The sequence below is a fragment of the Pedobacter hartonius genome (assembly GCF_900107535.1).
GTDB lineage: Bacteria > Bacteroidota > Bacteroidia > Sphingobacteriales > Sphingobacteriaceae > Pedobacter > Pedobacter hartonius.
Window position 1 is genome coordinate 124,253 of record NZ_FNRA01000006.1, and the last position, 25,913, is coordinate 150,165.

The window sequence follows — 25,913 nt, forward strand, 5'->3', positions numbered from 1 at the left end:
AAGAATATGAAGAAACTTATAAAAATCGTCTCATTTGGCATATTATGCATGTTGGGAGCTACAAGGGTTAATGCACAGATTGATCCTCACTTTTCTCAGTATTATGCAAATCCCCTATGGCTCAACCCGGGTCTTACCGGAGTAATCAATGGAGATTACCGGGTGACCATCAATGCAAAGCAGCAATGGAGTTCCATCTCCAATTCATACCTTACAGCAGGCGCTTCATTTGATACGGCGCCTACTAAGAACCTTTCCTTTGGCGGAATGGTTCTCAACCAGCGTGCCGGTGCAGTCAGTTATAATTACCTGAATGCGCTGGCCTCTGCCGCCTACCGTGTCCGCTTCGGGCAGGCAGGTTTGAATATTGTCAACTTTGGTATCCAGGCCGGAATCCTGAACAAGAGTTTTGATCCCTCGAAGATCACTACCGGTAGCCAGTTCTCAGGTGGGGAATTTGATGGCATGCTGCCCACAAATGAAACGTTCAATTCTTCAAATACACTTGCCCCTGATGTAAATTTCGGGGTCGTGTATTTTGACGCAAATGACAATAAGCAAGTGAATATCTTTGCGGGAGCAGCGGCCAATCACCTCACCAGGCCAATAGACCGTTTCCTGGGCAATGACGTAAGAATACCCATCAGGTCTACTTTTCATGGCGGTGCACGCATCAAGATCAGTGATGCGCTCGATATTACCCCGAATGGGCTGTACATGAGGCAGGGTACTGCCAGGGAGACCTCTCTGGGTGCCTATGCACAGTATTTTGTCAATCCCGAGACGAACCTTTTGTTTGGCTCAAACTACAGAAAGGATGATGCCGCCATCGCTTATTTTGGTATGCAGCTGAAAAACATTGCCTTTGGCCTGAGTTATGATTTTAACACTTCCAACCTCAGCCGTGCAACAGGCAGCAGGGGAGGCCTGGAGATATCAGTCTCCTTCACCAGCCGTAAGGGAATTATAGGCCCCAACTTTTTTTGTCCACGATTATAACCTGACACTTTATGAAACCGCTTAGAATATTACTGTTATTATGCCTGTTCAGTTCCGGCATAAAAGCACAGTCATCATACGTATCCAGCAATAAAAAAATTGCTGATCTGTACTTTAAAAATAAAGACTATTATGCCGCAGCCGAATACTATAAAAGGGCCTTACAGATATCAAGTGATACGGTTGGATTCGTGGTGCCTTATGCCTTCGAGAATAAGATGCAAAGCGAAAGCCCTAAACTGGCAGACTATGAATACTGTGTTTTCCAGCTGGCATCTTCCTTACGGTTTTACAAAGATTACCGGGCTGCTGAAGCCTGGTATGCGCTGGCAAAGAATTTCACCGAACCCGGATATGCGCTTAGCGGGTTTTATTATGCAGAGTGCCTGCGCTCCAATCAGAAATTCCAGGAGGCTATTGCTGCGTTTCAGGATTTTATGAATAAGTATAAGACTGCTGATTCATCCAGGGATAAAGCAAAAATTGAGATTGCTTCCTGTAATTTCGCCCTGTATGAAATGCGTTATCCGCGTTTGTACAGGTTTAGTAAGCTCTTCAACCAGATCAACGACAAGGGCTCCAACTATACGCCTCTTCAGCTGAATAACAATTTTTATTTTACATCATCCCGCCCGGTAGCGATAGGCAAAGGCGGAAAGGATGAAGTACTGGAAGATAAACAAACAAAATTAAAGGCCGTAAAAAAAGAAAGCCCCTATATCAATGCCATCTATGAAGCATCCGGCAACCCACAGGATGCAGGCACTGTAGTAAAGAGGATCGGAGCGGTAGAAACAGGCAAAGAATTCGCTGCTCCGGCTTTTCATCCCAATGGCAGACTGATGTACCTTACCAGCTGGACAGCAAAAGGAAACAGAAAGATCCTTACAGTAAATATTTCCGAAGGAAATGGCGCTACCTGGTCGGCACCAAAAGAACTGGGTGCAGAGGTGAACATCAACGGCTTTAACGCCATGCAGCCCTTCGTCACCAAGGATGGAAGGTATTTGATATTCTCTTCTGACAGACCGGGCGGACTGGGTAAATATGACCTTTGGTATTGTACCCTGAGGGCAGACGGATCAATGAGCCAGGCCATTAACATGGGAAATACGATCAATACCAAAGAAGATGAGCAGGCACCCTATTATAACTATAAAACAAGGAAACTGCTGTACAGCAGTGCCGGAAAAGTAGGGATAGGGGGGCTCGACTTCTATGAGAGCGAAGGTGATTTTGCAGACTGGACTGAACCCAGGAACCTCGGATACCCTTTTAACTCATCAAAAGATGATGCCTATTTTACACCGCTGAATGACGCAGATACTGAAGGATATATCAGCTCAGACCGGGAATCTGTCTGCTGCCTGGAAATTTTCCATGTGAAAAAGGAATTTCTCACCGTGCAGGGTACAGTACTGGACTGCCAGACGGACAAGCCATTGAATGGTGCGGTAGTTACCCTGAGTGATTCTTCCCAGGAGTTAAGGATGACTGTCGGTATGGATGGAAAATATACATTCAGGATCAACTCTAACCGTGCGCTAAAGATTACTGCCGAAAAACATGATTATTTAAAAAAGATGCTCAGTTATAACTACGATGAATTGGCCAAAGCCGATACACTGGTAAACGCCAAATTATGCCTGAAGCCTTTTACCATTGGTAAGCCGGTGGTGCTCAAAGACATTCTGTATGATTTTAACAGTGCGGAACTTAATCCGGGATCAGAGCGGATACTGGATCAGTTATATGCCCTCCTGACGGATAACCCGACAATGGAAATTGAGTTAAGTGCACATACGGATAACGTAGGTACAAAAAACTATAACCAGGGCTTATCTGACAAAAGGGCTCGGTCCTGTGTAGATTACCTGATCAGCAAGGGTATTCCTGCAGAGCGTATGAAAAGCAAAGGATATGGTTTCAGCAAACCTGTTGCACCGAACAAGTTTCCGAACGGAAAAGATAACTTCCTGGGGCGCCAGCAAAACAGGAGGACAGAGTTTAAGGTTACCAAAATATAAGCTAGAGCAGTCTTTCGATCTTCTTCAGCATGACAGACATTTCGAAGGGTTTTTCCAGGTAGTCGTCTGAGAGTAAACTCTCTCTCATGATATAATCCTCAGAGAACCCACCCGAAGTTAAGATTACCGGGAGGTGTGCCGTCATCTCCCGGGTCCTTATTTCTTTAAATATCGCCCTTCCATCCATTCCGTCGAGTCTGATGTCCATCAGGATGAGATCAGGTTTAAATTCGTCTATTATTCTAAAGATCGGCCTTCCGGTCATCAAAGGGAAGACCTTATAATTATTCTCTTCTAAAATCAACTGCACAACTTCCAGCAGATCCGGATCATCCTCAACAACAAGTATTCTATTCATGGTCGGAACCTGCTGAACAACTATAATGCCATGAAGTAGCAGAAAGATTTGATACTTTTGTTTTAACATCATAAAAAAATATATGCAGTTAAACGAACAGATCGCAGCGATAGCTAATACCTTACTGCCCAGCTTTATACCTAAAGACCAAACTGAAACAACCTTATCTTTTCATTTTACCTTACCTCCGGATTCGAGTTATAAAGTTTTTTTTGAAAAGGATGCCAAAGCAAAATGGCAGTTCCTCCGATACGAAGAGGTATTGCGTTAATCTTATTTCAGTGTGTTAAGACGCGATATTCTTATAGTGTTTGTGAATTTTCGCATCCTTTTTTTCAAAAGGAATAGTAATTGCATACTTATGTATTAAACAAAATACTGAAACCAATTATCGCAGAATTTGGAAAATACGTTTGGAAGGAATATAATTCCGCAAAATGAAAAAGAGCGTCTGGAAAATCTTCAGAAGTATAAAATTTTATACACCAGGTCTGAACCGGTTTTTGATCAGCTGGCGGCTCTTGCAGCTTCGATGCTTGATATGCCTGTTGCCATGATCAATTTTGTTGATAAGAATAATGTATGGACAAAAGCCAGCCAGGAGGGGGAGACAGGGTTTAACATTGAGCGGGGGACAAGCCTTTGTTCCCTGGCTATACTAAAGGAACAGGTTACAGTTTTTGAAGACACCCTGCAGGAACCGTGTTTATTATCTAACCCTTTGATAGCAGGCGAACACGGGTTCCGTTTTTATGCGGCAGCGCCAGTTACTACCAAAGAAGGATTTAATATCGGGGTGGTTTGCATCATCGACAGAAAACCAAGGGTTTTTGAGCTGGAAGACCAGCGTCAACTGGAATGGGTAGCCCGAATGGTGGAATCGGAAATAGAGAAGAGGCTCAGCGAGTGATCTGTTATTTATTGCAGATGAATTTTTTTGTGTACGATTTGTTCCCTGCCTTGAGTACAATAAAATATACCCCGCTTGGGTAAGGCGAGATATTTAACTGGTTTTGATAGAGGCCTGAAAAATTATTTTTATTCTCCCTGTACAATACCTGTCCCGATAAATTGACCAGGCTTAGCTGAATGGGCGAGGCCTCGGAAATACTAAAAATGATATTGAGCTCATTTTTTGCCGGGACAGGATATATGCTCATCTCCAGATCATCATCTCCGACTTTATTAGTGCCAAATGACGCATTGCCGTTTATCCCGGTCAGTACGATCGAGTAGGCCTGAGGGCCTCTTTTCAGCACTTCTTTATGGGATATCTTAAACCGGTAGGTTGCGCCCGCAACCGGATCAGTGATCAGTACCTGTTCTACATTGTCCAGGGTATTGTCGCCTTTTGTGGCCGCTGCAGACGGATTTGCAGAATCGAGCACCCAGGGGTTATACGTTGAGGAAGCCTGTGTGGCACGGAGGTCCAGGTCGTTGACGAGCCTTGGCGTGGTGTTATTTAGCCCGCTGACTGAACTGACAGGTGTTGCTTCCGGATCTGTCCAGCAGATTGTCCCTGTCAGCGGCCCCTTTCCGGAGGCTATCACATCTATGAATTGCTGCTCTCCCTGTGACAATATGTTTTCTGCAATCTTTGCCGCTGAGCCATTGTCCAGTATGGCCTGCGCTGCGGCCTCCATATTGAGCAGTCCCCATCCGTAACTGTAGTCCGGCCCTTCTGCTGTACCTGCATCCGTTGCCGTTCCAATAGCGAGGGCTTTCAGGGTTGCAGCCCGCATGAAACTATGTTCATTCTCCCGGCTGTACAATTCCTGCAGCAGAATCAGCGAACCGCTTACATTCGGGGTAGACATCGAAGTTCCTGAAAGAGATGCATAAATGTCGTTGCCGGCATTACTGGTGGAAATTACCCGTACCCCGTCTGCTACCAGGTCCGGCTTAATCCTGCCATCATCAGTAGGGCCCCAGCTGCTGAATGCAGTTATCCTGATATTAGCGGCAGTATACGGCCCGCTGCCCAGTGGATTGACGGCACCAATGGTCAGGATGTTTTTCGCGGTGCCATAGGTGGAAATATTGTCGTATCCGTCGTTACTGCTGATCCCTACAGGGCGCGGCCCGGCATTGGTCATGACCCGGCTGGCATTAAACCGGTAATAAACTTCCCCAATAGCAGGGCCATTCACGGTTCTGCTGTTGCCTGCTGATTTTACCGGAAGGTAGTAGGGGGCATTGTAACAAATTTTGTCCCACTCTGCAGACTCGGTATCATAATAGCCGAATTTATAATCTTCATTTTCTCCCGGGGCACCTAGAAATTCCCATTGTTCGGGGGTTATGCCGGTATTTAACGACCAGCCTGCGGCGGTTCCGTAGGAGTGGTTGGAAATCAGGAGCGTTGCTGCATTGGCCGACATTTCGGGGATATCATTATCAAAATTAAAAGCGTAAAGTTTTGGCAGGCCAAAGGCCATTCCTCTTGCTATGGTATTGATGCCTGCAGCAATCATTGTTCCTGCAACATGTGTAGAATGCAGCGCCGTGGCAGTAGTTTTATCCTTGATTTCAATCCGTCCGCCTGCAAATTCCACATGGCTGGCAAGAGCGGCATCGCTGTCCCATATAGCTACTTTGCCGGCAGAAATACCGCTCCCGTTAAGCGAAAGCCCCATTCCGCCTCCTGTATATAATTTATTGGTGCGGGTAGTGCCTGCCGCAATTACATTATTTGTGGTAATATAGTAGACCGGCATCCCCAGGTCATCGGTACGCTGTAACCTGAATACATTTCCATTACGGTCAGTACCTGCGGTTGGCCATCCTTTTTCTTTTGCCATTGCGAAAGCATTTAACCTGTTTGTGTGGGTAATACTAAATAATGCAGTTCCATTTTCTTTTAAGAATGCAGAATTTGTTACATTCGGCTTTATGATTTCCTGCGCCTGAAGTGTGTGGCCGGTTAGCCCGGTATAACACAGGATGAAAAACCCAAATTTTGTAAAGCTGCAATAATTAATCATAAATGGCTGATAATTTGCATGAACAGGAGTTTGGCATATTCCCAAATTTAACTTTTATACCTATACAGATGAAATTTTATAAAGCTTTTTTATGTGCAGCGGCACTAATCGTACCTTTTGCCTGTACGGTAAGAAATACACAGCAGACTGGATTAAAAGAAGGAATTTCCGGGCAGGTTACCTTCGCTGAAGGAAATATGATGCCGGGGCCCGGGCAGACAGGAATGAAGGCCAGGGGAGTACAGCGTAAGGTGTACATCTATAAAGTTGCGGCTGCTGCCGATGCGGAAGGGCAGGCACCTTTATTTAAAGCGGTACGTACTAAGCTAGTGGCTACGGTGAGTACTGATACTGCAGGTTACTATTCGTGTAAACTCAAACCGGGCAGATATTCAGTGCTTACGGGAGAAGAAAACGGACAGCTATTCTCCTCTCTTTCAAATGATAAGGGAGAAATCAGCCCCGCCGAAGTTCTCCCAAATGAAGTTTTATTGTATAATATACTGCTGAATTACAAAGCAGCGTACTGATCGATTACATCGTAATACCTTCTTTTTTAAGGATGTAATTGAAGATTCCTTCGATAGGTTTTTGAAGAACTTTGCCAACACGGATTCCATTCCTTTCGCAAACTCTTTTCAGGATATCCTGGTAATAGAAAGAGATGGAGCCTACGAAATGACAGGCAATGGTTTTATAATCTTTAAAATCTTTGATATTGATATTGATAAACTCCTGGAAGCCGTCTTCAAGAACCTGAAGGATATAAGGATGGTCCCTGTTCTCATACATGAATCGGCTGAAACCTGCAAGATAGGTGTTTGGCAGTGGCCTTTGATAAACGTTGGTAATGACAGTCTCTTTATCGATATCATAATCCTCTGCAAAAAGAACCCTCAGGTCTTCCGGCATTTGCTGATATAAATAGGAAGTGATCATTTTTCTTCCAAAGAAGGTTCCGGAACCTTCATCCCCGAGAATGTAACCCAGGCCATAATTGCTGTCATAGGTAGAGGCGCCGTCAAAATAAGAAACATTTGAACCTGTGCCTAAGATGCAGATCAGCCCTTTTTCGTCGCCACAGGTAGCATAAGCAGAACCGATCAGATCGTTTTCAACACTGATGAAGGCTTTTGGGAAGAAGAGGGACAGACCATTGGAAATAATTTCATGTTTATCTGGTGTAGAACAGCCTGCGCCGTAAAAATAGATCTCCTTCACTTCTTCAGCAAACTCACTCAGCATTTGTACTTTAGACAGGACCTTGTAGATGTCCTGTGCATTTAAAAAATAAGGGTTGATGCCCTGTGTGTTGAAACTAATCGTTTTCCCGGAGTTGTACCCTAACCAATCTGTTTTGGTCGACCCGCTATCTGCTACTAAAATCATATACAAAAGTAACGACTTTATTGAACTTTTAATGTGCCGCTTACCTCTTTAAGATTGATTTCTGTTAGTTTAGCCTGATACTCTGCATCCAGAAAACGGATGATCGCATTAATGGAGTTTCTTTGCGCCTCCCTCAATTCCAGTGGACTGATGCTTCCCAGGCGGTATTTTTCAAAAGTGATTTCCAGATTTTCTCTGGCAAGGTCTACGTTGCCGGTCTCCACTTTCAGCAGGTCGAGATTGGTCAGATAGTTATGATAGGTTGATATCAGCAATGCCGTTACATCCTGTTTTGTTTTGTCGAGCGTAACTGCAGAAGAGTTGATCTCTACCTTGGCATTCCTTTCATTTTGGCGTTGCAGGAATCCGTTGAAAACATTCAGGTTGGCCGTCAGACCATAGGTAAGGCCATTAGCCCGCTGTGTTGTGGTAAACCCTGTCGGGCTGTTGCTTCGTGAATACTGGTACCCGCCATTCAGGGCTACCACGGGATAGCGCTGTCCTTTAACTGCTTTCAGGTTCAGGTCAGCCAGTCTTTTACTGATGATTGCATATTGCAGGTCCGGGTTGAGCTGCATGGTCTGTGCTTCCAGTTCGGCCAGTTTCAGGTCGTTCTCAATTTTTACATTTTCATCTGCAGCGAATACGATGTTCAGGTCCCGTGCCATCAGCTGGTTTAAAGTGATTCTGGAGGTGTTGAGGATGTTCTTCTGCTGGAGGTATGTTGTAGTATCAGTATTGAAGTCTACCCTGGCCGTAACCACGTCCAGTTTAGAGCCCCTTCCGATTTGCAGTTTATTATTGGCGATGACCACCCGCAGGCGCGAAACCACCATCGCACTGTCGGTAGCCCGCACCAGTTTTTGTTGCCTCACTATCGCATAATAAGCAGATACAACGTTTGAAACCGTGGTCAGAATAGTAGATTTAGCTGCTGCTTCCCCCTGTTTTTGCAATTCTTTAAGGCGGTCATAATTGGTAAACATCTGGAGTCCGTCAAAGATTGTCCAGTCCAGTGCCGCTCCGTAGCTCATATTGGTATTGCGAACCCCGTTTGCTTCCACCTGGGCGCCGGTAGAACGTGTTTGCCTTGTATCCTGCCTGCTTCCGCCGTCGCTGAAGGTTCCTCCCAATGTAGGCAGCATACCTGCATTTCCTACATTCACATTGTTTTTCGCAATGGTAATGTCATTGTTTACGAGCCGGATATCATAATTGTTTTTCAGTGCAATAGTAATAGCATCTTCCAGCCGGAGTGTGTCCTGCCCTTTTACCATTTGTGTACAGCAGACAATCAGTACGGCTAACGAATAAAATAAATGTTTGTTCATTTGTCGGTATTTTAGGCTGTTACAGGTTTTTCTGTTTTTTCTTCAGCCAGTGCTGCTTTAAGAGAGTTTTCTAATTCGGTATTTTCTTTGTGTTCTTTAGACCAGTAGGAATAAATGGAAGGAATAACAAAAAGGGTAAGTACCAGCGAGAACGTTGTTCCGCCTACGATCACAATACCCATACCCATCCGGCTTTTTGCCGCTGCACCCAGTGCCATAGCGATAGGAAGTGCGCCTATGGCAATGGCCAGACTGGTCATTAAAATAGGGCGCAGACGTGAAACAGAAGCTTCCCTGATGGCATCATGTACACTTTTGCCTTCCTCTTTCAGCTGATTGGCAAACTCCACGATCAGGATACCATTTTTTGTGACCAGCCCGATCAGCATGATCGTACCGATCTGGCTGAATATATTCCAGCTCTGCCCAAATAGCCAGAGGGAAAGGAATGCCCCTGCAACAGCCATGGGTACGGTAAGAATGATAATGACAGGATCTTTGAAACTCTCAAACTGTGCAGAGAGGATCAGGTATACCAGCAGCAGGGCCAGCCCGAAAGCAAAAAGGGTATTGGAAGAACTTTCTTTAAAATCCCTGGATTCCCCGCTCAGATCGGTAGAGAATGATTCATCCAGCACCTTCGCACTGATCCTGTCCATCGCTTCAATTCCGTCGCCGATGCTTTTCCCTGGGGATAGGCCTGCGGAGACTGTCGCTGCGGTAAAACGGTTATTTCTGAACAGCTGAGGAGGGCTGCTTTCTTCTTTGGCGGTTACGAGGTTGTCAATCTGAATCAGTTCACCTCTGTCACTGCGTACATACACCGAGCTCAGGTCTAAGGGGTCTTTACGGTTGCCGCGGTCAAACTGACCGATGACCTGGTATTGTTTTCCGTTCATGAAAAAGTAGGAGAAACGCTGACCACTGAGGCCCAGCTGCAGCGTTTGTGCAATTGCAGAAACGGAAACACCCAGGTTTTTTGCCTTATCCCTGTCGATCGTCAGGTTGATCTCCGGTTTGTTAAATTTAAGGTTCACGTCTGACACGGTGAACGTAGGGTCTTTACTTACTTCATCCATAAACAGGGGTACTTTTTCTCTCAGCTTTTCGAAATTCTGTGCCTGGATGATATAGCTGATCGGTAAGCCCCCGCGGCGGCCTACAGAGATTGTTGGCTGCTGGGTCACTACAACCTTACCTTCTGAATATTTTTTGGTGATCCTGGTCAGCTGTGCGGCAATCTCCTCCTGGGAGCGGTCGCGTTCTTCGGGATCAGTAAGTCCCATCCTGATAATTCCGCTGTTGACAGAGCCTGAGCCTCCGAAACTTGGTGAACTGATCGTAATCAGGACTGCTTTCTCAGGAACAGAATCCTGGATCATTTTACCGATTTTCAGCATGAAGGCATCCGTATAATCAAAAGAAGAACCTTCAGGAGTAGTGATGTTCATATTGATTAAACTTCTGTCATCATAGGGCGCAGTTTCTTTCGGCAGGATGTTCCAGAATAAAACGATCAGTCCAACGCAAACCGCTATGATAGGAATGGCCAGCCACTTTTTATTCAGAAACTTATTCAGGTTTTCTGCATAATTATCGTTTAGTGCTATAAAGTAGGGTTCAGACCAATTATAAAAACGTGATTTGGTGTGTCCTGTGCTCTTCATCAGGTAAGCATTCAGCATCGGTGTAAGCGTTAGCGATACAAATGCCGAAATGAGTACCGCAGCACCGATTACAATCCCAAACTCACGGAACAGGCGCCCCACAAATCCCTGCAGGAATACTACCGGCAGGAATACTGCTGCAAGGGTAATGGAGATTGAAATAACCGCAAAAAAGATCTCATTCGAACCCTTGATGGCTGCTTCAAAAGGAGAGTAGCCCTCTTCCACTTTTTTAAAGATATTTTCTGTGACCACGATCCCATCATCCACTACCAAACCTGTGGCAAGCACGATAGCCAGCAAACTGAGTACGTTGATAGAAAACCCACAGACATACATAATAAAGAATGTAAACACCAGGGACACCGGAATATCAATCAGAGGCCGTACAGCAATCGCCCAGTCGCGGAAAAACAGGTAAATGATAATAATCACGAGCACCAGCGAAAGGATGATCGTTTCTGCTACTTCTGTTACAGAGGTTTTTATAAATCTGCTGTTATCCAGAGATATGTTTAACTGCATATCCTTTGGGATATCTTTTTTCAGCTGCTCAAATCTCTTGTCAAATTCCTTTGAAATCTCCAGGTAATTTGCACCGGGAAGTGGAATCAGCGCTACGGATACCATCGGTCTGGCCGATTCTCTCAGGATAGTTTCTTCATTTTCAGGGCCAAGTTCTGCATAACCTACATCTTTAAGCTTGATCACGTTGTTTACATCATTTTTCAGGATCAGGTTGTTAAACTGCTCTTCATTGGTGAGTTTGCCCAGGGTTTTTACGGTTAGCTCAGTACTGGCACCTGTGATTTTACCGGAAGGAAGTTCCACATTCTCATTGTCCAGTGCCGTCACGATGTCCTGTGAGGTCAGGCCATATGCTGCCAGTTTATTAGGGTCTATACGGATACGCATAGAATACTTCTTCTGCCCCTGAATCTGCACACCGCTCACACCTGCAATGGTCTGTATCCGCTCCGCGATCACGTTTTCGGCGTAATCACTCAGTTCAAGCGCATTTCTTTTATCGCTCTGCACAGTCATGGTAATGATCGGATCTGAATTGGCATCTGCTTTACTCACTACCGGGTTACCGTCGATATCCTTGGGTAAGCTCCTGGCAGCCTGTGACACTTTATCACGCACATCATTTGCGGCCTCTTCAATATTCTTATCGAGGTTAAACTCAATGGTAATGTTACTGCTTCCCTGATTACTGGATGAAGTGATGTTCCTGATTCCGTCTATCCCGTTAATGGATTTCTCCAGTGGCTCGGTAATCTGCGATTCAATAATGTCTGAGTTGGCTCCCGGATAGGAGGTACGTACAGATACTACTGTTGGATCTATATTTGGAAATTCCCTGACACCCAGAAAAGTGTATCCGATTACCCCAAAGAGCAGGATCATCAGGTTCATGACTATCGCCAGAACAGGCCTTTTTATACTCGTGGTTGATATACTCATTTCGGCATGTTTAGTTTTTAACCACAGAAACTTTTACTGGTGCATCCTCTTTCAGGGACATCGCACCGGTAGTTAAAACTGTATCTCCGACAGACAATCCAGAGGTAATAACGATGTTCTCATCCGTCCGTGTACCGGAATGAACCTCAACCTGTTTTGCCTTTCCATTTTTGCTGATAAATACAGTTTTTCCTTTTAATACAGGAATGATTGCCTGATTGGGAACGAGGATTGCATTTTCAACATTGCTCAGCACCAGGGATACTTTGGCGAATGAGCCGGGGAGTAATTCGTTTTTTTCATTTTGTGCCAGTGCTTTGATCTGTAAAGTCCTGGTTTGTGCATTTATTCCGGGCTCGATCGCGAAGACCTTTCCGGTATAGATTTGATTTGAACCGTCAGTACGGAAAGTGATACCGGAATTTAACTTGATCTGCCCCATATATTTCTCCGGTACAGAAAAATTAATTTTAAGAGGGTTTGTGCTCAGCAAGTTTGCAATTACCGTAGTAGGAGTAATATATACGCCTACAGAGATGGACCGCAGGCCGATCTTACCGCTGAAAGGGGCAATGATCGATGTTTTTGCCAGCTGGGCCCTGATCAGCTGTCCCTGTGCTTTGAGTGATTTCAGGTCTGCCAGTGAAGCATCATATTCTTCCTGGCTGATCGCACCTTTTGCAAGCAGCTGCCTGGCGCGGTTTTCATTGCTGGCAGACAAATTCTGCTTGGTTAATGCTTCCTGCAGCTGTGCCTGGATATCGCGGTCATTGATTTTTACCAGCACGCTTCCTTTGGTCACGTTGCTGCCTTCTTTAAAGAAAATGCCGGTAACCAAACCGGAAACCTCGCTTTGCAAAGCTACCTGCTCATTGGCCTCAATTGTCCCGGTCACGTCCAGGTTACTGGCGAAAGAGCTGGGTTTAATCACGATGCCATTGACAGTAAAACTTTGTGTTTTTCCGCCTTTGGATCCACCTCCGGCACCTGCTCCTTCGATCTGTTTGTTCGCAGTAATGCGGTGATAAATAAGATAAACAATACCCGCAAAAATAAGGGCGTAAACGACGTATTTCAGTTTCATATAGGGCTATGGGAGCGATTAGTAGAGACAAAAATATTCAAATAAGTTCTTGAACGGTACTTGTATTAAGGATGTTACAGCTAATTTATTATTTTAAACCCCACCAAATGTCAGATGTTTTAAATTTGCCGCAAAAAAAAATATATGAATATAAAAAAAATAGTGTGGACGCTGCTGGTCCTTATTTTGCCTTTTCTAGCAGCTGAAGCACAGGTTAAAATCAGTTATGAGGTCAGTTTCAAAGAGCCACAGGCACATTATGCCGTTGTTAAGATGGATTTGTCAGGATTGTCAAAAACATATATTGATGTTAAAATGCCTGTTTGGGCACCCGGATCATACCTGATCAGGGAGTTTTCAAAAAGTGTGGAAGGTTTTACTGCATCTGCAGGAAAAACACCTTTGAAAGTTGAAAAGCTGAAAAAGAATACCTGGAGAATCTACAGCGGGAAGGAAAAAGCGATAAAAATAAATTACAGCGTTTATGCTTTCGAAGTATCTATCCGTACCCCTTTTGTTGATGCCAGCCATGCATTTTTATCGCCTACCGGCATATTTATGTATCCTGATGACCAGCTTGCACTGGGCAGTACCGTGAAAATCGTTCCGTTTAAAGGCTGGGATAAAGTGTCTACCGGATTAGAGCCTGTAGCAGGCAGGTTGTTCACCTACACAGCGAAGAATTTCGATATCTTGTACGATAGCCCTATTGAAGTTGGTAACCAGGATGTTTTTGAGTTTATGGCTGCCGGGGTAAAACATGAGGTAGCGATGTACGGTGGCGGTAACTACAATGCGGAGCAGTTAAAGGCAGATATGCCCAAAATTGTGGAGCAGATAACAGCAATGTATGGAGAGAACCCGAATCGGCACTATACTTTTATCGTCCATAATCTGTCAAAGGGAAGCGGTGGGCTGGAGCATTTGAATTCTACTGTATTGGGTGTTGCAAGAGATAGTTATGGTACAGAAGCGGGTTATAATGGTTTTCTTGGTTTAGTTGCGCATGAATACCATCACCTTTGGAACGTAAAGCGTTTGCGCCCTGTTGCTTTAGGGCCATTTGATTATGAGAATGAGAATTACACTACGGATCTCTGGATCGCCGAGGGATTCACTTCCTACTATAAAAATAAGTTCATGCTGCGTGCAGGATATGTTACGCCTGACGAGTTCGCCGGCGCTTTAATCAGTAGCGTTGCAGGTATTCTGAATACTCCCGGTGCAAAGATAGAATCTGCAGCGGCATCCAGCTTTGACGCCTGGATTAAGTATTACAGGCCAACTGAGAACTCCAATAACTCAACTATTTCTTATTACAGCAAGGGAGAAGTGATCGGGCTGCTGCTTGACCTGGAGATCTTGCATGCTACAAAGGGCAGCAAAAGTTTAGATGATGTCATGAAAGCGATGTACCTGCAGTGTAAAACCACAGGCAAGGGATATACTGATGCAGAATTCAAGGCGAAAGCAGAAAGTATCAGCGGCATTGATCTTAGCGGCTTTTGGGCGAAATATGTGAATGGGGTAACTCCTGTGGAGTATGCAAAATATTTTGGATTTGCCGGAATTAAGGTTCAGGATGAGAATGCAGGAAATAATACGCCGTATCTGGGCACCGCAACGAAGGAAATCAACGGGCATGTGGTGATCACTGCCGTATCACGTGACTCCGGCGCCTGGACAGATGGCCTGAATGTGGGTGACGAAGTGATCAGTGTAGACGGTGTAAGTGCTGAGCCTGCCCTTGAAAGGATGTCTGCAGTGCTGGACAAAAAAGTTGGGGATGCCATTACATTCAAGGTCAAAAGGGATTTCCTGGATAAGGAAATTAAAGTAACCCTGAAGGCTAATCCTAACGTAAAACTGGTTCCTTCAGTGGACAGCAGTATTACTGAAGATCAGCGGATGGTGTTAAAGAGCTGGATGGGGTTGAAGTAATTCAGATATAACATCTGGACTTGGTTCGGGTCTGATATTGTGATGTTGAAAAATAAATTGTATCCCCAAAAAATATCACCATTCAAGGTGCCAAAATGGCTCCTTGAATGGTGATATTCAATGAATTTATCAGTGAAGCCAGCTCATCTCTGAGCTGCGGCGGGAAGTTCCTGACTAGAAAGTGAAACGCAGTGACAGACCTAAGCCTGAAGCATCAAAGTCAGTGTCAGGAGCCAGCTGGATAGCAGGTTTCCAGTCTAAAGACAAGTTGATCGGCGCATCAGCGAATTTATAGTCTAAACCTAATACACCATCAACGGATAAGTAAAGATCACTAGAGTCATATGGTTTATATTTTACAGAACCAATACTTGCACCACCACCATAATACCAGTTTAAGCCTTTGGCTTCAGGAATAGGCAGATAGACTTCATACAAACCTGTCACTCTAAAATAATTATAATTTCGGTTAGATCTATAATTAGCAATTAGATCTACCATTTTGTTGTCTCCAAGGGTAGTTTTGAAGGTGATACCATTGGCCGCGCCGAACCGTCCGCCGATTGCATTGTCATAACCCTGGGCTTTTGAAGAAGAATGGATGGCGAGTGTTGCGATGAACGCTAAACAGAGTATAGTAAATACTTTTTTCATATATAATTTGATAAGTTTGTTTGTGGTTTTCTTCTTAACAATTATTATGCCGCGTGTTTTATTTAAGTCATATTATTTGAAAGAAAAATGATGGCTGATAGTAAAATTCGTGTTTCTGATTAGGTTTTTGGCGTGTTTTCTGAATTTGTAAAAAGAAAGCGTTTCGGGGTTGAAATTGGTTTTATTACAATAATTAATTCGTTAGATTTGATAATAGGCGTTTCAACGGAGATCCGTATTTATTGATGATCACCGCTGATCCGGACGGAATAACTAACCAAATTTAAATCTAAATGTATGCCCCAAACGATAACAAGAGTATTTGATCTGCTCAAATATAATTTAGAAAAGTATCCCAAAGACGAATTTATCAGCGGTAAGATCAAGGGAGTGTGGAAGAAATACAGCACCCGGCAATTTTGCGATACAGTAGATAATCTCAGCAGAGGCCTGATCAGGCTGGGAGCGGGGAAGGGCTCCAGAATTGCGGTGATGTCTCACAACAGGCCCGAGTGGAACATTACGGATTTTGCAATTATCCAGATTGGGGCTTACCAGATTCCGCTTTATCCTACATTGCCCGAGCATGATATTAAGTTTATACTGGAAGATGCGGAGGTAAGTATCCTGTTTGTTTCTGATGATGCTTTGTATCAGAAGGTCTGGTCGGTGATGCAAACAATGAATTCCGGTATTAAGCTTTACACTTTCGAAGAAATCACTAACGCCGTTAACTGGATGGATGTGGTGAACGATGGTGCAGCAAATACAGCAACTGACCTTGAACCTTATCGCCTTGCTATAGATCCGCAGGATATACTGACATTAATTTATACCTCCGGAACTACCGGCACACCAAAAGGCGTGATGTTAACCCATAATAACCTGATCATGAATTTTAAGAGCGGAGCGGTTTTAATTCCTAAAGAGGTTAAAAAAGGGCTGAGCTTTTTGCCATTATGCCATGTGTATGAACGCATGATTATCTACATGTATATCTACAGGGATGTTTCGGTATACTATGCGGAAAGTATGGAAACGATTGTTGCGGATATCCAGTTTGTGAAACCCCATATTTTTTGTACAGTACCCCGGCTGCTTGAAAAAGTATATGATAGGATCATTGAGAAAGGTAAGGCACTTACGGGGATAAAAAAGCGTATTTTCTTTTGGGCGCTGGAGCTTGGAGAACAGTTTGAGCTCCAAAAAGACTGGTTATACCATTTCAAACTTGGAATCGCCAGAAAGCTGGTGTTCAGCAAATGGAAGGCTGCCCTTGGTGGTGAGATCGTTGTCATCGTATCAGGCGGAGCTGCGCTGAACCCGCGTTTAAACAGGATTTTCTGGGCAGCGGGAATGTGTGTGGTTGAGGGCTACGGATTAACTGAAACCTCCCCGGTGATCAGTTCCAATTACCTTGGCAAGATGATGTTTGGCACCGTCGGCCATCCGCTGGAAGGTGTCGAGGTTAAGATCGCTGCCGATGGTGAAGTACTGACAAGAGGCCCGCATGTGATGAAAGGGTATTATAAAAGAGATGATCTTACCGCTGAAACCATAGATACTGAAGGCTGGTTTCATACCGGTGATATCGGTGAACTGGTAGGGGACGGTTTTCTGAAAATTACAGACCGCAAAAAGGAGATCTTTAAAACCGCAGGCGGTAAATATATTGCACCGCAACTGCTGGAGAATAAATATAAAGAATCTGTACTGATCGAACAGATTATGGTACTTGGAGAAAACCGCAAGTTCCCGGCTGCATTGATTGTTCCTAATTTTGCTGCACTGAAATCATGGTGTGAGCATAAGGGGATGACATACACCACGAATGAAGAAATGCTGAAAGATCCGCAGGTGATTGAAAAATTTAATCAGGAGATTATCAATGGGTCAGTGGAGTTTGGTAAATGGGAGCAGGTGAAGCGGTTTGCATTGCTGAGTAAAGAGTGGAGCATTGAAGGCGGGGAATTTAGTCCTAAACTGAGCCTGAAGCGAAAAGTGATCTTAGAAAAGAACAAAGATGTGATTGAGAAATTGTATAAGGATGCTGAAGATTATAAAGGTGTACACTGATTTTTAGGGAGTTTACAGCAGCTCAGGCTGATTACAAAATTTCCTGTTTGTTTTAAAATATGGGAGGTCATGAGAAATGGCCTCCCATATTTTTTTGCGCTTTTTTCTAACTAAACCCTGGATTGGCCCTGATGAAGTTCTGAAATGGCTGTAGATAAAAGCATATTAAAACTATAATGAGCGTATATTGAAACTATCTTCAATAAACCTTTTATAAGCTTTTAATAAGCAGTTGATAAGGTAAATTTGCTTACCGAAGCCTTATCAACCCCTTACCAAAACCTTATCATTGCCTTATCAGTAATACGTTCAATATAGCTTCAATATACGTTTAATATGTGTTTATCTATACTTTTGTAATAATACACCCTGAATGGACCAACAGGTAATCCGGCTGCAGCCGGATTACCTGTTGGTCATTTCTGTCTATCACTCCGACCATTTAATCAGGAATACAGTAGTTATTTTGACTACAGTCATTAGTGTAAAAATAGGCTCATTGGCAATTTGAGCGGTATTTTTCAACTTGGTACAGATATTGCGTACTTCAGGAAAAAATAAGAGAACCAAATTAACATTAGACTCATATTATGAAACAAAAACTATTTAAATGTCTGCCGGTAGCCTTGGCTGCCCTATTTGTTGGCGGTGCTGCGCAAGCACAAACACAAACGCCAGCGGGTACTTCTGCTGTTCAGCAGTTCAGCACCTGGTCTGTCGGTGTAAATGCGGGAGTGCTTTCTCCTATCTCTCCGCTTGGCGGGAAGAATGACTTCTCAAACTGGAAGTCAAGTTTGGGTTATGGTCTGTTCATCAAAAAACAATTCACTCCGTATTTCTCCCTGAAACTGGACGGAATAAGAGGTAAATTAAAAGGTGATAACGCCGAAGCTTTTGACAGTGGTGCAACGATCACTGACGGAAATAGTGCTTATGAAACTGATCTTTCTTATGCAGGAACATTAAGTGCACAGGTGAATATGTTCAATATTGATCTGTTCAAAAAACAAGATGTTTTACAACTGTATGTATCGGCAGGTGCTGGTTTAGCAGGTTACAAACCTACAATTACATCAAGCGGAGGCGTTACTTCAGATTATGCAGATGGTAAAACGATCAGTGAACTGGTAATCCCGGTTGGAATTGGTGCTAAATTCAGAGTTTCTGAAAGAATCAACTTTGATTTAGGATGGTCAGTTTATTTTGTTGATGGTGATAATCTTGATGGTACTTACCGTAACAATAACAGTGACAGGTTCAATTATGCACACGCAGGTTTAGAATTTGCTTTGGGTAAAGGGCCACAACTGGCTTATTACAACCCGGTAGCAGCAAGTTACGACGAAGCTGTACAGGCTAAACAACTGGCCGGTTCACTGAAAAGTGATTTAGACAATCAAAAAGCTGAAAACGCTAAATTGAGATCTGACATGGAAGATCTGTTGAAAGATACAGATGGTGACGGTGTTGCTGATAAACTGGATAAATGTCCTGGAACTCCATCAGGTACTGTAGTTGACGGAGCCGGATGTCCTTTAGTTACGCCTAAACCTGTTGAAAAAGTAATTATTACTGAAGAAGACAGACGTGTGGTTAGGGATGCCATCAGGAACTTAGAATTTGATCTTGGTAAATCTACGATCAGGTCTAAATCTTATCCAACGTTAAACCGTGTTGCCAACCTGCTGGTAACTAAAAACTTTAGCCTGAAACTGGCTGGTCATACAGATAACACAGGTTCAGCAGAACTGAACATGAGATTATCTAAAGACAGAGCTGAGTCAGTTAAAGCTTACCTGGTTTCTCAGGGTGTAAATGCATCGAGGGTTGAAGCTACAGGTTATGGTTTGACACAACCGATTGCATCAAACAAAACTGCAGCCGGACGTCAGAAAAACAGACGTGTAGAGTTTACGCTTTACTAGTAGGTAAATTGAATTCATACAGCCGCCGGATAATCCCGGCGGCTTTTTTTTTGCTCTTTTTTTACTTGCATCCTACTATTATATTATTTAGCTTTGTTATGCAAGCATAGCAATTAATGAGACACGAAGAAACTATAGATTATTTATTGAAGGTAGTTTGGCAGAATATGTCGAACACCTATAACCAGATTGCTTCAGGCTTCGGCATCACCCAAGCTATTGGATATGTGCTGATTAATATTGACAAGGAAGGTACGGCTGTTTCGCAGCTGGCCGGGTTGCTGGGGGTAAAGGCCACAAGCCTTTCACGCATACTCAGCAATATGGAAGAGAGCGGGCTGATCTACAGGGAAGCCGCGCCATCAGATAAACGTTCTGTGAAGGTATTCCTTACCGACTACGGGAGGGAGAAGAGGCAGCTGGCAAAGGGAGTAGTACGGTCTTTCAATGAATACCTGAATACGCACCTTACGGTTCAGGAAAAAGACAGCATCGTACAAACCTTGCAGAAATTGAATAAACTCACTTTAGCATATACAGTAACTACAGGAAATGATGAACAAAAAGATAAATAAAGTAGCGGTATTGGGTTCCGGAATAATGGGCTCACGCATTGCTTGTCACTTTGCGAATATAGGAGTAGAAGTATTGTTGTTGGATATTGCAGCAAAGGAGCTGCTTCCGGAGGAGCAGGCGAAGGGCTTAACTTTGGATCATCCTCTGGTAAAAAACCGTGTTGTTAATCATGCTTTACAGAATGCCATTAAAACCAATCCTTCTCCGGTTTACACCAAAAAAGCCATTGCTAAGATCAGCACAGGCAATTTTGACGATGATATGCAGAAGATTGGGACTGCAGACTGGATCATCGAGGTCGTGGTGGAAAATCTTGAGATCAAGAAAAAGGTCTTCGAACAGGTGGAGCAGTTCCGCAAGGCAGGAACCCTGGTCAGCTCCAATACATCCGGAATCCCGATTCATCTGATGGCTGAAGGCAGAACTGAAGATTTTAAAGCAAATTTCTGCGGGACACATTTCTTTAACCCGCCCCGTTACCTGCGTTTACTGGAAGTTATCCCTACGCCGGATACCAGGCCTGAGATCGTAGATTTCTTACTATTTTATGGAGATAAGTTCCTTGGTAAAACCACTGTTCTGTGTAAAGATACTCCCGCTTTTATTGCAAACAGGGTAGGTGTGTATGCGATTATGGCACTGCTGCACCTGGTGGAAAAATTAGACCTCACAGTGGAGGAAGTGGATAAGTTCACCGGCCCTGCGCTGGGCAGGCCCAAGTCGGCCACCTTCCGCACTTCTGACGTGGTGGGACTGGATACGATGATCAAGGTGTCAAAAGGACTATACGATAACTGTCCTGATGATAAAGCGCATGACCTGTTTAAACTTCCCGCCTATGTAGTGAAAATGGAAGAAAATAAATGGCTGGGCGATAAAACACAGCAGGGCTTCTACAAAAAAACAAAGACTGCAGACGGTAAAACAGAAATACTGGCGCTGGACCTGAAAACAATGGAATACCGTCCCCAGGAAAAGGTAAAATCTGCTACCCTGGAACTGACGAAACCTATTGAAAATGTAAGGGACAGGATGAAAGTTTTTGCCGCAGGCAAAGATAAAGCGGCGGAAGTATTCAGATCTTCCTTTTTCGGTCTTTTTGAATATGTGTCAGACCGCATCCCGGAGATCTCAGACGAGCTGTTCAGAATTGATGATGCCATGCGTGCCGGTTTCGGCTGGGAGCTTGGGCCATTTGAAGTATGGGATGCAGTGGGCATAACAGACTCGCTGGAAGGGATGAAAACGTATGGGCACGAGGCTGCACCATGGGTACATGAAATGCTTGCCGCAGGAAATACATCCTTCTATAAGGTGGAAGATGGGATAAAAAAATATTATGATATCCCTTCGAAAAGTTATCAGGCGCTTCCCGGTGCCGGTTCATTTATTATACTGGACAACATCAGGGCCGCTAAAACGGTATGGAAAAATTCCGGGGCTTCTATCATTGACCTTGGGGACGGGATCCTCAATGTGGAGTTTCATTCCAAAATGAATACCATCGGAGGGGATACGCTGCAGGCAATTAATAGAGCGATAGACCTTGCCGAAAAGGAATACAGGGGCCTGGTCATCGGTAACGATGGGGCAAATTTCTCTGCCGGGGCAAACGTGGGGATGATCTTTATGATGGCTGTGGAACAGGATTGGGATGAGCTGAATATGGCAGTCAGGTCCTTTCAGAATACTTCAATGAGGATCAGGTACTCTTCCATTCCCGTGGTGGTGGCTCCTCATCACCTGGCCCTGGGTGGCGGATGTGAGTTTAGCCTGCACGCCGATCATGTACAGCTGAATGCAGAAACCTATATGGGGCTGGTGGAATTTGGCGTAGGCCTGATTCCCGGCGGGGGCGGTTCCAAGGAATTTGCCTTACGCGCTTCGGATGAATATAAAGAAGATCAGATCGTTCAGAATGTGCTGAAAGACCGTTTCCTCACGGTAGCTATGGCCAAAGTATCAACTTCAGCCGAAGAAGCCTTTGAACTGGGTTATCTGCAAAAGGATAAATATTCGGTATCGATGAACGGCAGCAGGCTGATTGCAGATGCAAAAGCAAAGGCGATTGAACTGGCAGATGCCGGTTATACAAAACCAGTACCCAGAAAGGATATCAGGGTGCTGGGCAAACAAGGGTTAGGAATCGTTTATGCAGGCGCCAATACGATGTATTCTGGTCATTATATTTCAGAACATGATAAAAAGATCTCAGAGAAACTGGGTTATGTCATGTGCGGGGGTGATCTGTCTGCTCCCACAGAAGTTACCGAACAGTACCTGCTGGATCTGGAAAGGGAAGTTTTTCTTTCGCTTTGCGGCGAAAGAAAAACACTGGAGCGTATCCAGAGTATCGTAACCAAGGGTAAACCGTTGCGCAACTAATTCATCAGTCATTTTAATTACAGGAAATCATGCAGGAAGCATATATCATAGCAGGTTTACGTACAGCAGTGGGCAAAGCCCCGCGCGGCGTATTTCGTTTTACCAGGGCCGATGATCTGGCTGCGGAAGTGATCAGACAGCTGGTAGCCCAGGTTCCCAATCTGGACAAAGAGCAAATAGATGATGTGATCGTCGGGAACGCTACGCCGGAGGCCGAACAGGGGCTGAATATCGGGAGAATGATCTCCCTGATGGGCCTGGATACGGATAAGGTTCCGGGAGTAACGCTGAACAGGTACTGTGCCTCGGGTTTGGACACGATCGCTACGGCAGTGGCGAGGATCAAAAGCGGAATGGCCGACTGTATCATTGCAGGAGGTGTGGAGGTCATGTCGGGCATGCCTTTTGGCGGCTGGAAAGTGGTGCCTAATGCGGATGTGGCTAAAAAGAACCCGGACTGGTACTGGGGAATGGGTCTTACAGCTGAGGCTGTAGCCAGTGAATATAAAGTAAGCCGTGAGGACCAGGATGAGTTCGCGTATCAGTCGCACATGAAAGCAATAGAGGCCATCAAAAACGGCCATCTGAAAGCCGGGATTGCAGCAATTACGGTTACAGAAAATTACCTGGACGGCCAGATGAAGAAAAAGACCAGGACCTATGTGGTGGATACCGATGAAGGGCCGCGTGAAGATACCAGCCCGGAGAAGCTGGCTAAACTGAAGCCGGTATTTGCTGCCGGCGGGAGCGTTACTGCGGGGAATTCTTCACAGACGTCGGACGGGGCGGCATTTGTACTGGTGGTTTCAGAAGCTAAAATGAAGGAACTGGGAGTTGACCCGATTGCAAGGCTGGTTGGCTATGGTGTGGTGGGAGTGTCTCCAAGGATTATGGGCATAGGGCCTATTGATGCCATTCCGCTGGCGCTGAAAAGAGCAGGCCTGAAACTGGAACAGATGGACCTGATTGAGCTTAATGAAGCCTTCGCCTCCCAATCACTCGCTGTGATCAGGGCCCTGGATATCAATACCGAAAAGCTGAATGTGAATGGAGGGGCAATCGCTCTTGGCCATCCGCTGGGCTGCACGGGCGCAAAACTCTCTGTGCAGCTGTTCAATGAACTCAAACGCAGGGAAGGGAAATATGGAATGGTAACGATGTGTGTGGGCAGCGGACAGGGTGCTGCCGGTATTTTTGAAATGTTATAATATAACCTAAATATAAACCGATATGGAAACTACAGATAAAACGATAGTAAAGGGGGGCGAGTTCCTGATCAGGGAAACCGCTTTTCAGGATGTATTTATCCCTGAAGAATTTGATGAGGAACAGCGGATGATCGCTCAGACCTGCCGTGATTTCCTGGCATCGGAGGTGTATCCTAACCTGGACCGGATTGACCGGCAGGAGGAGGGTTTGATGCCATCGCTGATGACTAAAGCAGGAGAACTCGGTATCCTTGGGGTTTCAATTCCCGAAGAATACGGAGGCTTTGGAAAGAATTTCAATACCTCGATGCTTGTTGCAGATGTGATCGGTGCAGGGCATTCTTTCGCTGTAGCTTTATCTGCACATACGGGCATCGGTACTTTACCTATTCTCTACTATGGAAACGACGCACAGAAGGAAAAGTATATTCCTAAACTGGGAACAGGTGAATGGAAAGCAGCCTATTGTTTGACGGAACCTAATTCAGGTTCCGATGCAAATTCGGCCAGAACGAAAGCCAAATTAACTGAAGACGGTAAACATTACCTGATCAACGGACAGAAGATGTGGATCACAAACGGAGGTTTTGCTGACGTATTTATTGTGTTTGCCAAGATCGATGAGGATAAAAACCTGACTGCATTTATTGTGGAACGCGAATTTGGGGGCATCACCATGAACCCTGAAGAGCATAAAATGGGCATCAAGGGTTCATCAACCCGCCAGGTGTTCTTCAATGATTGTCCTGTACCTGTTGAAAATATGCTTTCTGAACGCCAGAATGGTTTTAAGATCGCAGTTAATATCTTAAATATCGGCAGGATCAAACTCGCAGCGGCAGCGATCGGTGCTTCCAGACAGGTAATCAATACTGCTGTAAATTATTCCAATGAGCGCATCCAGTTTGAAAGACAGATTTCAAAATATGGTGCTATCCGGTTTAAGCTTGCTGAAATGGCCACTAAAGTATATGCGGTTGAATCTGCCAATTACCGGGCCGGGCAGAATATTGATGATGCCTATGAAGCACTCGTTGCCGGGGGGATGGAGCAAAATAAGGCCAAGCTGAAATCTACAGAACAGTTTGCTGTAGAATGTGCCATTCTAAAGGTATGGGGATCGGAAGTGCTGGATTATGTGGTGGATGAAGGCGTGCAGATCTATGGCGGGATGGGCTTTTCGGCCGATGCACCAATGGACAGGGCATACCGCGATGCGCGGATCAACAGGATATTTGAGGGAACGAATGAAATCAACAGGCTGCTCACTGTGGATATGATGCTGAAAAGGGCAATGAAAGGCGAACTGGACCTGATGACACCGGCTACGGCCGTAGCTGCAGAGCTGATGTCTATCCCTGATTTCGGGGAAGAAGATGATACCTTGTTTGCTGCGGAGAAGAAAATCATCAGCAATCTTAAAAAAGCTACCCTGATGGTTGCCGGAGCTGCTGTGCAGAAGCTGATGTTAAGCCTGTCCAAGGAACAGGAAGTACTGATGAACATAGCCGATATGGCGAGTTATGTATATGTGGCAGAATCAGTACTGTTAAGAACAGAAAAACTGGTGAGTCTGAGAGGGTTTGAAGCCTGTGAAGGACAGCTGAATATGATGAAGATCTATTTTGTTGAAGCCGTAGACGCGTTACAAAAAGCCGGTAAGGAAGCTTTATGGGCTTTTGCAGAAGGAGATGAGCAGCGGATGATGCTGGTAGGATTAAAAAGGTTCACAAAAATGGACGCATTCAATGTAAAGGATGCGCGCCAGAAAGTTGCACAACAGCTGATCGCGGCAAATAAATATTGTTTCTAGTTTCACAATTTCTTTGATGGAAACGCCCT

At 44.7% G+C, this 25,913-nt stretch carries 19 protein-coding genes; 12 read left to right on the plus strand and 7 right to left on the minus strand.

Translation table 11 applies throughout. The annotated features are described in order from the left end of the window. Positions 1 to 6: 6 nt before the first annotated feature. Positions 7 to 999, plus strand: a complete 993-nt coding sequence (locus BLW16_RS12515) for a PorP/SprF family type IX secretion system membrane protein (RefSeq protein WP_090557057.1) — start codon at positions 7 to 9, stop codon at positions 997 to 999. Positions 1,000 to 1,010: 11 nt separating this feature from the next. After that, positions 1,011 to 3,026, plus strand: coding sequence for an OmpA family protein (locus tag BLW16_RS12520; protein ID WP_090557060.1), 2,016 nt, complete (start codon positions 1,011 to 1,013; stop codon positions 3,024 to 3,026). A gap of 1 nt (position 3,027) precedes the next feature. Here BLW16_RS12520 and BLW16_RS12525 read toward each other — a convergent pair whose 3' ends face one another. Beyond that, positions 3,028 to 3,384 (minus strand): response regulator transcription factor, encoded by a 357-nt coding sequence (locus tag BLW16_RS12525; RefSeq protein ID WP_175470565.1) that lies wholly within the window; start codon positions 3,382 to 3,384, stop codon positions 3,028 to 3,030. Between the two features lie 82 nt (positions 3,385 to 3,466). Here BLW16_RS12525 and BLW16_RS12530 point away from each other — a divergent pair, with 82 nt between their 5' ends. Both BLW16_RS12530 and BLW16_RS12535 read left to right on the plus strand, forming a co-directional pair. After that, positions 3,467 to 3,655, plus strand: coding sequence for a hypothetical protein (locus BLW16_RS12530; RefSeq protein ID WP_090557064.1), 189 nt, complete (start codon positions 3,467 to 3,469; stop codon positions 3,653 to 3,655). 129 nt (positions 3,656 to 3,784) lie between these two features. After that, on the plus strand, positions 3,785 to 4,294 hold the full coding sequence (locus tag BLW16_RS12535; protein WP_090557066.1) for a GAF domain-containing protein: 510 nt from the start codon (positions 3,785 to 3,787) through the stop codon (positions 4,292 to 4,294). Between the two features lie 4 nt (positions 4,295 to 4,298). Here BLW16_RS12535 and BLW16_RS12540 read toward each other — a convergent pair whose 3' ends face one another. Further along, positions 4,299 to 6,185 (minus strand): S8/S53 family peptidase, encoded by a 1,887-nt coding sequence (locus BLW16_RS12540; RefSeq protein ID WP_175470566.1) that lies wholly within the window; start codon positions 6,183 to 6,185, stop codon positions 4,299 to 4,301. Between the two features lie 251 nt (positions 6,186 to 6,436). Between BLW16_RS12540 and BLW16_RS12545 the strand changes: the two genes are divergently transcribed. Continuing rightward, positions 6,437 to 6,898 carry a carboxypeptidase regulatory-like domain-containing protein gene (locus tag BLW16_RS12545; protein WP_139298317.1) on the plus strand — a complete coding sequence of 154 codons (462 nt, stop codon included), beginning with the start codon at positions 6,437 to 6,439 and terminating at the stop codon, positions 6,896 to 6,898. A gap of 4 nt (positions 6,899 to 6,902) precedes the next feature. Here the strand turns inward: BLW16_RS12545 and BLW16_RS12550 are convergent, their stop codons facing one another. The 4 genes from BLW16_RS12550 to BLW16_RS12565 are packed head-to-tail and all read right to left on the minus strand — an operon-like array spanning position 6,903 to position 13,306. After that, positions 6,903 to 7,757 carry an N-acetylglucosamine kinase gene (locus tag BLW16_RS12550; protein WP_090557073.1) on the minus strand — a complete coding sequence of 285 codons (855 nt, stop codon included), beginning with the start codon at positions 7,755 to 7,757 and terminating at the stop codon, positions 6,903 to 6,905. A gap of 17 nt (positions 7,758 to 7,774) precedes the next feature. Next, positions 7,775 to 9,088 carry a TolC family protein gene (locus BLW16_RS12555; protein ID WP_090557075.1) on the minus strand — a complete coding sequence of 438 codons (1,314 nt, stop codon included), beginning with the start codon at positions 9,086 to 9,088 and terminating at the stop codon, positions 7,775 to 7,777. Between the two features lie 11 nt (positions 9,089 to 9,099). After that, positions 9,100 to 12,222, minus strand: coding sequence for an efflux RND transporter permease subunit (locus tag BLW16_RS12560; protein ID WP_090557077.1), 3,123 nt, complete (start codon positions 12,220 to 12,222; stop codon positions 9,100 to 9,102). Positions 12,223 to 12,232: 10 nt separating this feature from the next. Further along, entirely contained in the window at positions 12,233 to 13,306 is a 1,074-nt protein-coding gene (locus BLW16_RS12565; protein WP_090557080.1) for an efflux RND transporter periplasmic adaptor subunit, read from the minus strand. A gap of 144 nt (positions 13,307 to 13,450) precedes the next feature. Between BLW16_RS12565 and BLW16_RS12570 the strand changes: the two genes are divergently transcribed. Then, the gene (locus BLW16_RS12570; RefSeq protein WP_090557082.1) at positions 13,451 to 15,247 is read left to right on the plus strand and encodes a M61 family metallopeptidase; all 1,797 of its coding nucleotides are present in this window, start codon (positions 13,451 to 13,453) and stop codon (positions 15,245 to 15,247) included. Positions 15,248 to 15,421: 174 nt separating this feature from the next. Here BLW16_RS12570 and BLW16_RS12575 read toward each other — a convergent pair whose 3' ends face one another. Further along, positions 15,422 to 15,901 carry a hypothetical protein gene (locus BLW16_RS12575; RefSeq protein WP_175470567.1) on the minus strand — a complete coding sequence of 160 codons (480 nt, stop codon included), beginning with the start codon at positions 15,899 to 15,901 and terminating at the stop codon, positions 15,422 to 15,424. 297 nt (positions 15,902 to 16,198) lie between these two features. Between BLW16_RS12575 and BLW16_RS12580 the strand changes: the two genes are divergently transcribed. From BLW16_RS12580 to BLW16_RS12605, 6 genes are all read left to right on the plus strand, one after another. Further along, positions 16,199 to 17,977, plus strand: a complete 1,779-nt coding sequence (locus tag BLW16_RS12580; protein ID WP_090557084.1) for an AMP-dependent synthetase/ligase — start codon at positions 16,199 to 16,201, stop codon at positions 17,975 to 17,977. A gap of 590 nt (positions 17,978 to 18,567) precedes the next feature. Further along, positions 18,568 to 19,902: a DUF6089 family protein gene (locus tag BLW16_RS12585; protein WP_090557086.1), complete on the plus strand. Its 1,335-nt coding sequence runs from the start codon at positions 18,568 to 18,570 to the stop codon at positions 19,900 to 19,902. A gap of 116 nt (positions 19,903 to 20,018) precedes the next feature. Beyond that, positions 20,019 to 20,477, plus strand: a complete 459-nt coding sequence (locus BLW16_RS12590; RefSeq protein WP_090557087.1) for a MarR family winged helix-turn-helix transcriptional regulator — start codon at positions 20,019 to 20,021, stop codon at positions 20,475 to 20,477. Continuing rightward, a complete protein-coding gene (locus tag BLW16_RS12595; RefSeq protein ID WP_175470573.1) occupies positions 20,458 to 22,863 on the plus strand; it encodes a 3-hydroxyacyl-CoA dehydrogenase/enoyl-CoA hydratase family protein in 2,406 nt (801 codons plus the stop codon). Before BLW16_RS12590 ends, BLW16_RS12595 begins: the two co-directional genes overlap by 20 nt. 29 nt (positions 22,864 to 22,892) lie before the next feature. Beyond that, entirely contained in the window at positions 22,893 to 24,071 is a 1,179-nt protein-coding gene (locus tag BLW16_RS12600) for an acetyl-CoA C-acyltransferase (protein WP_090557091.1), read from the plus strand. A 22-nt stretch (positions 24,072 to 24,093) separates the two neighbouring features. Further along, complete coding sequence (locus BLW16_RS12605; RefSeq protein ID WP_090557093.1) at positions 24,094 to 25,884, plus strand: acyl-CoA dehydrogenase family protein; 1,791 nt, start codon at positions 24,094 to 24,096, stop codon at positions 25,882 to 25,884. The last annotated feature ends 29 nt before the right edge of the window (positions 25,885 to 25,913 follow it).

Coding starts and splice junctions, on each gene's coding strand:
- BLW16_RS12515 (WP_090557057.1), top strand. CDS start 7: ATGAAGAAACTTATAAAAATCGTCTCATTTGGCATATTATGCATGTTG.
- BLW16_RS12520 (WP_090557060.1), top strand. CDS start 1,011: ATGAAACCGCTTAGAATATTACTGTTATTATGCCTGTTCAGTTCCGGC.
- BLW16_RS12525 (WP_175470565.1), bottom strand. CDS start 3,384: ATGAATAGAATACTTGTTGTTGAGGATGATCCGGATCTGCTGGAAGTT.
- BLW16_RS12530 (WP_090557064.1), top strand. CDS start 3,467: ATGCAGTTAAACGAACAGATCGCAGCGATAGCTAATACCTTACTGCCC.
- BLW16_RS12540 (WP_175470566.1), bottom strand. CDS start 6,185: ATGGCAAAAGAAAAAGGATGGCCAACCGCAGGTACTGACCGTAATGGA.
- BLW16_RS12545 (WP_139298317.1), top strand. CDS start 6,437: ATGAAATTTTATAAAGCTTTTTTATGTGCAGCGGCACTAATCGTACCT.
- BLW16_RS12550 (WP_090557073.1), bottom strand. CDS start 7,757: ATGATTTTAGTAGCAGATAGCGGGTCGACCAAAACAGATTGGTTAGGG.
- BLW16_RS12555 (WP_090557075.1), bottom strand. CDS start 9,088: ATGAACAAACATTTATTTTATTCGTTAGCCGTACTGATTGTCTGCTGT.
- BLW16_RS12560 (WP_090557077.1), bottom strand. CDS start 12,222: ATGAGTATATCAACCACGAGTATAAAAAGGCCTGTTCTGGCGATAGTC.
- BLW16_RS12565 (WP_090557080.1), bottom strand. CDS start 13,306: ATGAAACTGAAATACGTCGTTTACGCCCTTATTTTTGCGGGTATTGTT.
- BLW16_RS12570 (WP_090557082.1), top strand. CDS start 13,451: ATGAATATAAAAAAAATAGTGTGGACGCTGCTGGTCCTTATTTTGCCT.
- BLW16_RS12575 (WP_175470567.1), bottom strand. CDS start 15,901: ATGAAAAAAGTATTTACTATACTCTGTTTAGCGTTCATCGCAACACTC.
- BLW16_RS12580 (WP_090557084.1), top strand. CDS start 16,199: ATGCCCCAAACGATAACAAGAGTATTTGATCTGCTCAAATATAATTTA.
- BLW16_RS12585 (WP_090557086.1), top strand. CDS start 18,568: ATGAAACAAAAACTATTTAAATGTCTGCCGGTAGCCTTGGCTGCCCTA.
- BLW16_RS12590 (WP_090557087.1), top strand. CDS start 20,019: ATGAGACACGAAGAAACTATAGATTATTTATTGAAGGTAGTTTGGCAG.
- BLW16_RS12595 (WP_175470573.1), top strand. CDS start 20,458: ATGAACAAAAAGATAAATAAAGTAGCGGTATTGGGTTCCGGAATAATG.
- BLW16_RS12600 (WP_090557091.1), top strand. CDS start 22,893: ATGCAGGAAGCATATATCATAGCAGGTTTACGTACAGCAGTGGGCAAA.
- BLW16_RS12605 (WP_090557093.1), top strand. CDS start 24,094: ATGGAAACTACAGATAAAACGATAGTAAAGGGGGGCGAGTTCCTGATC.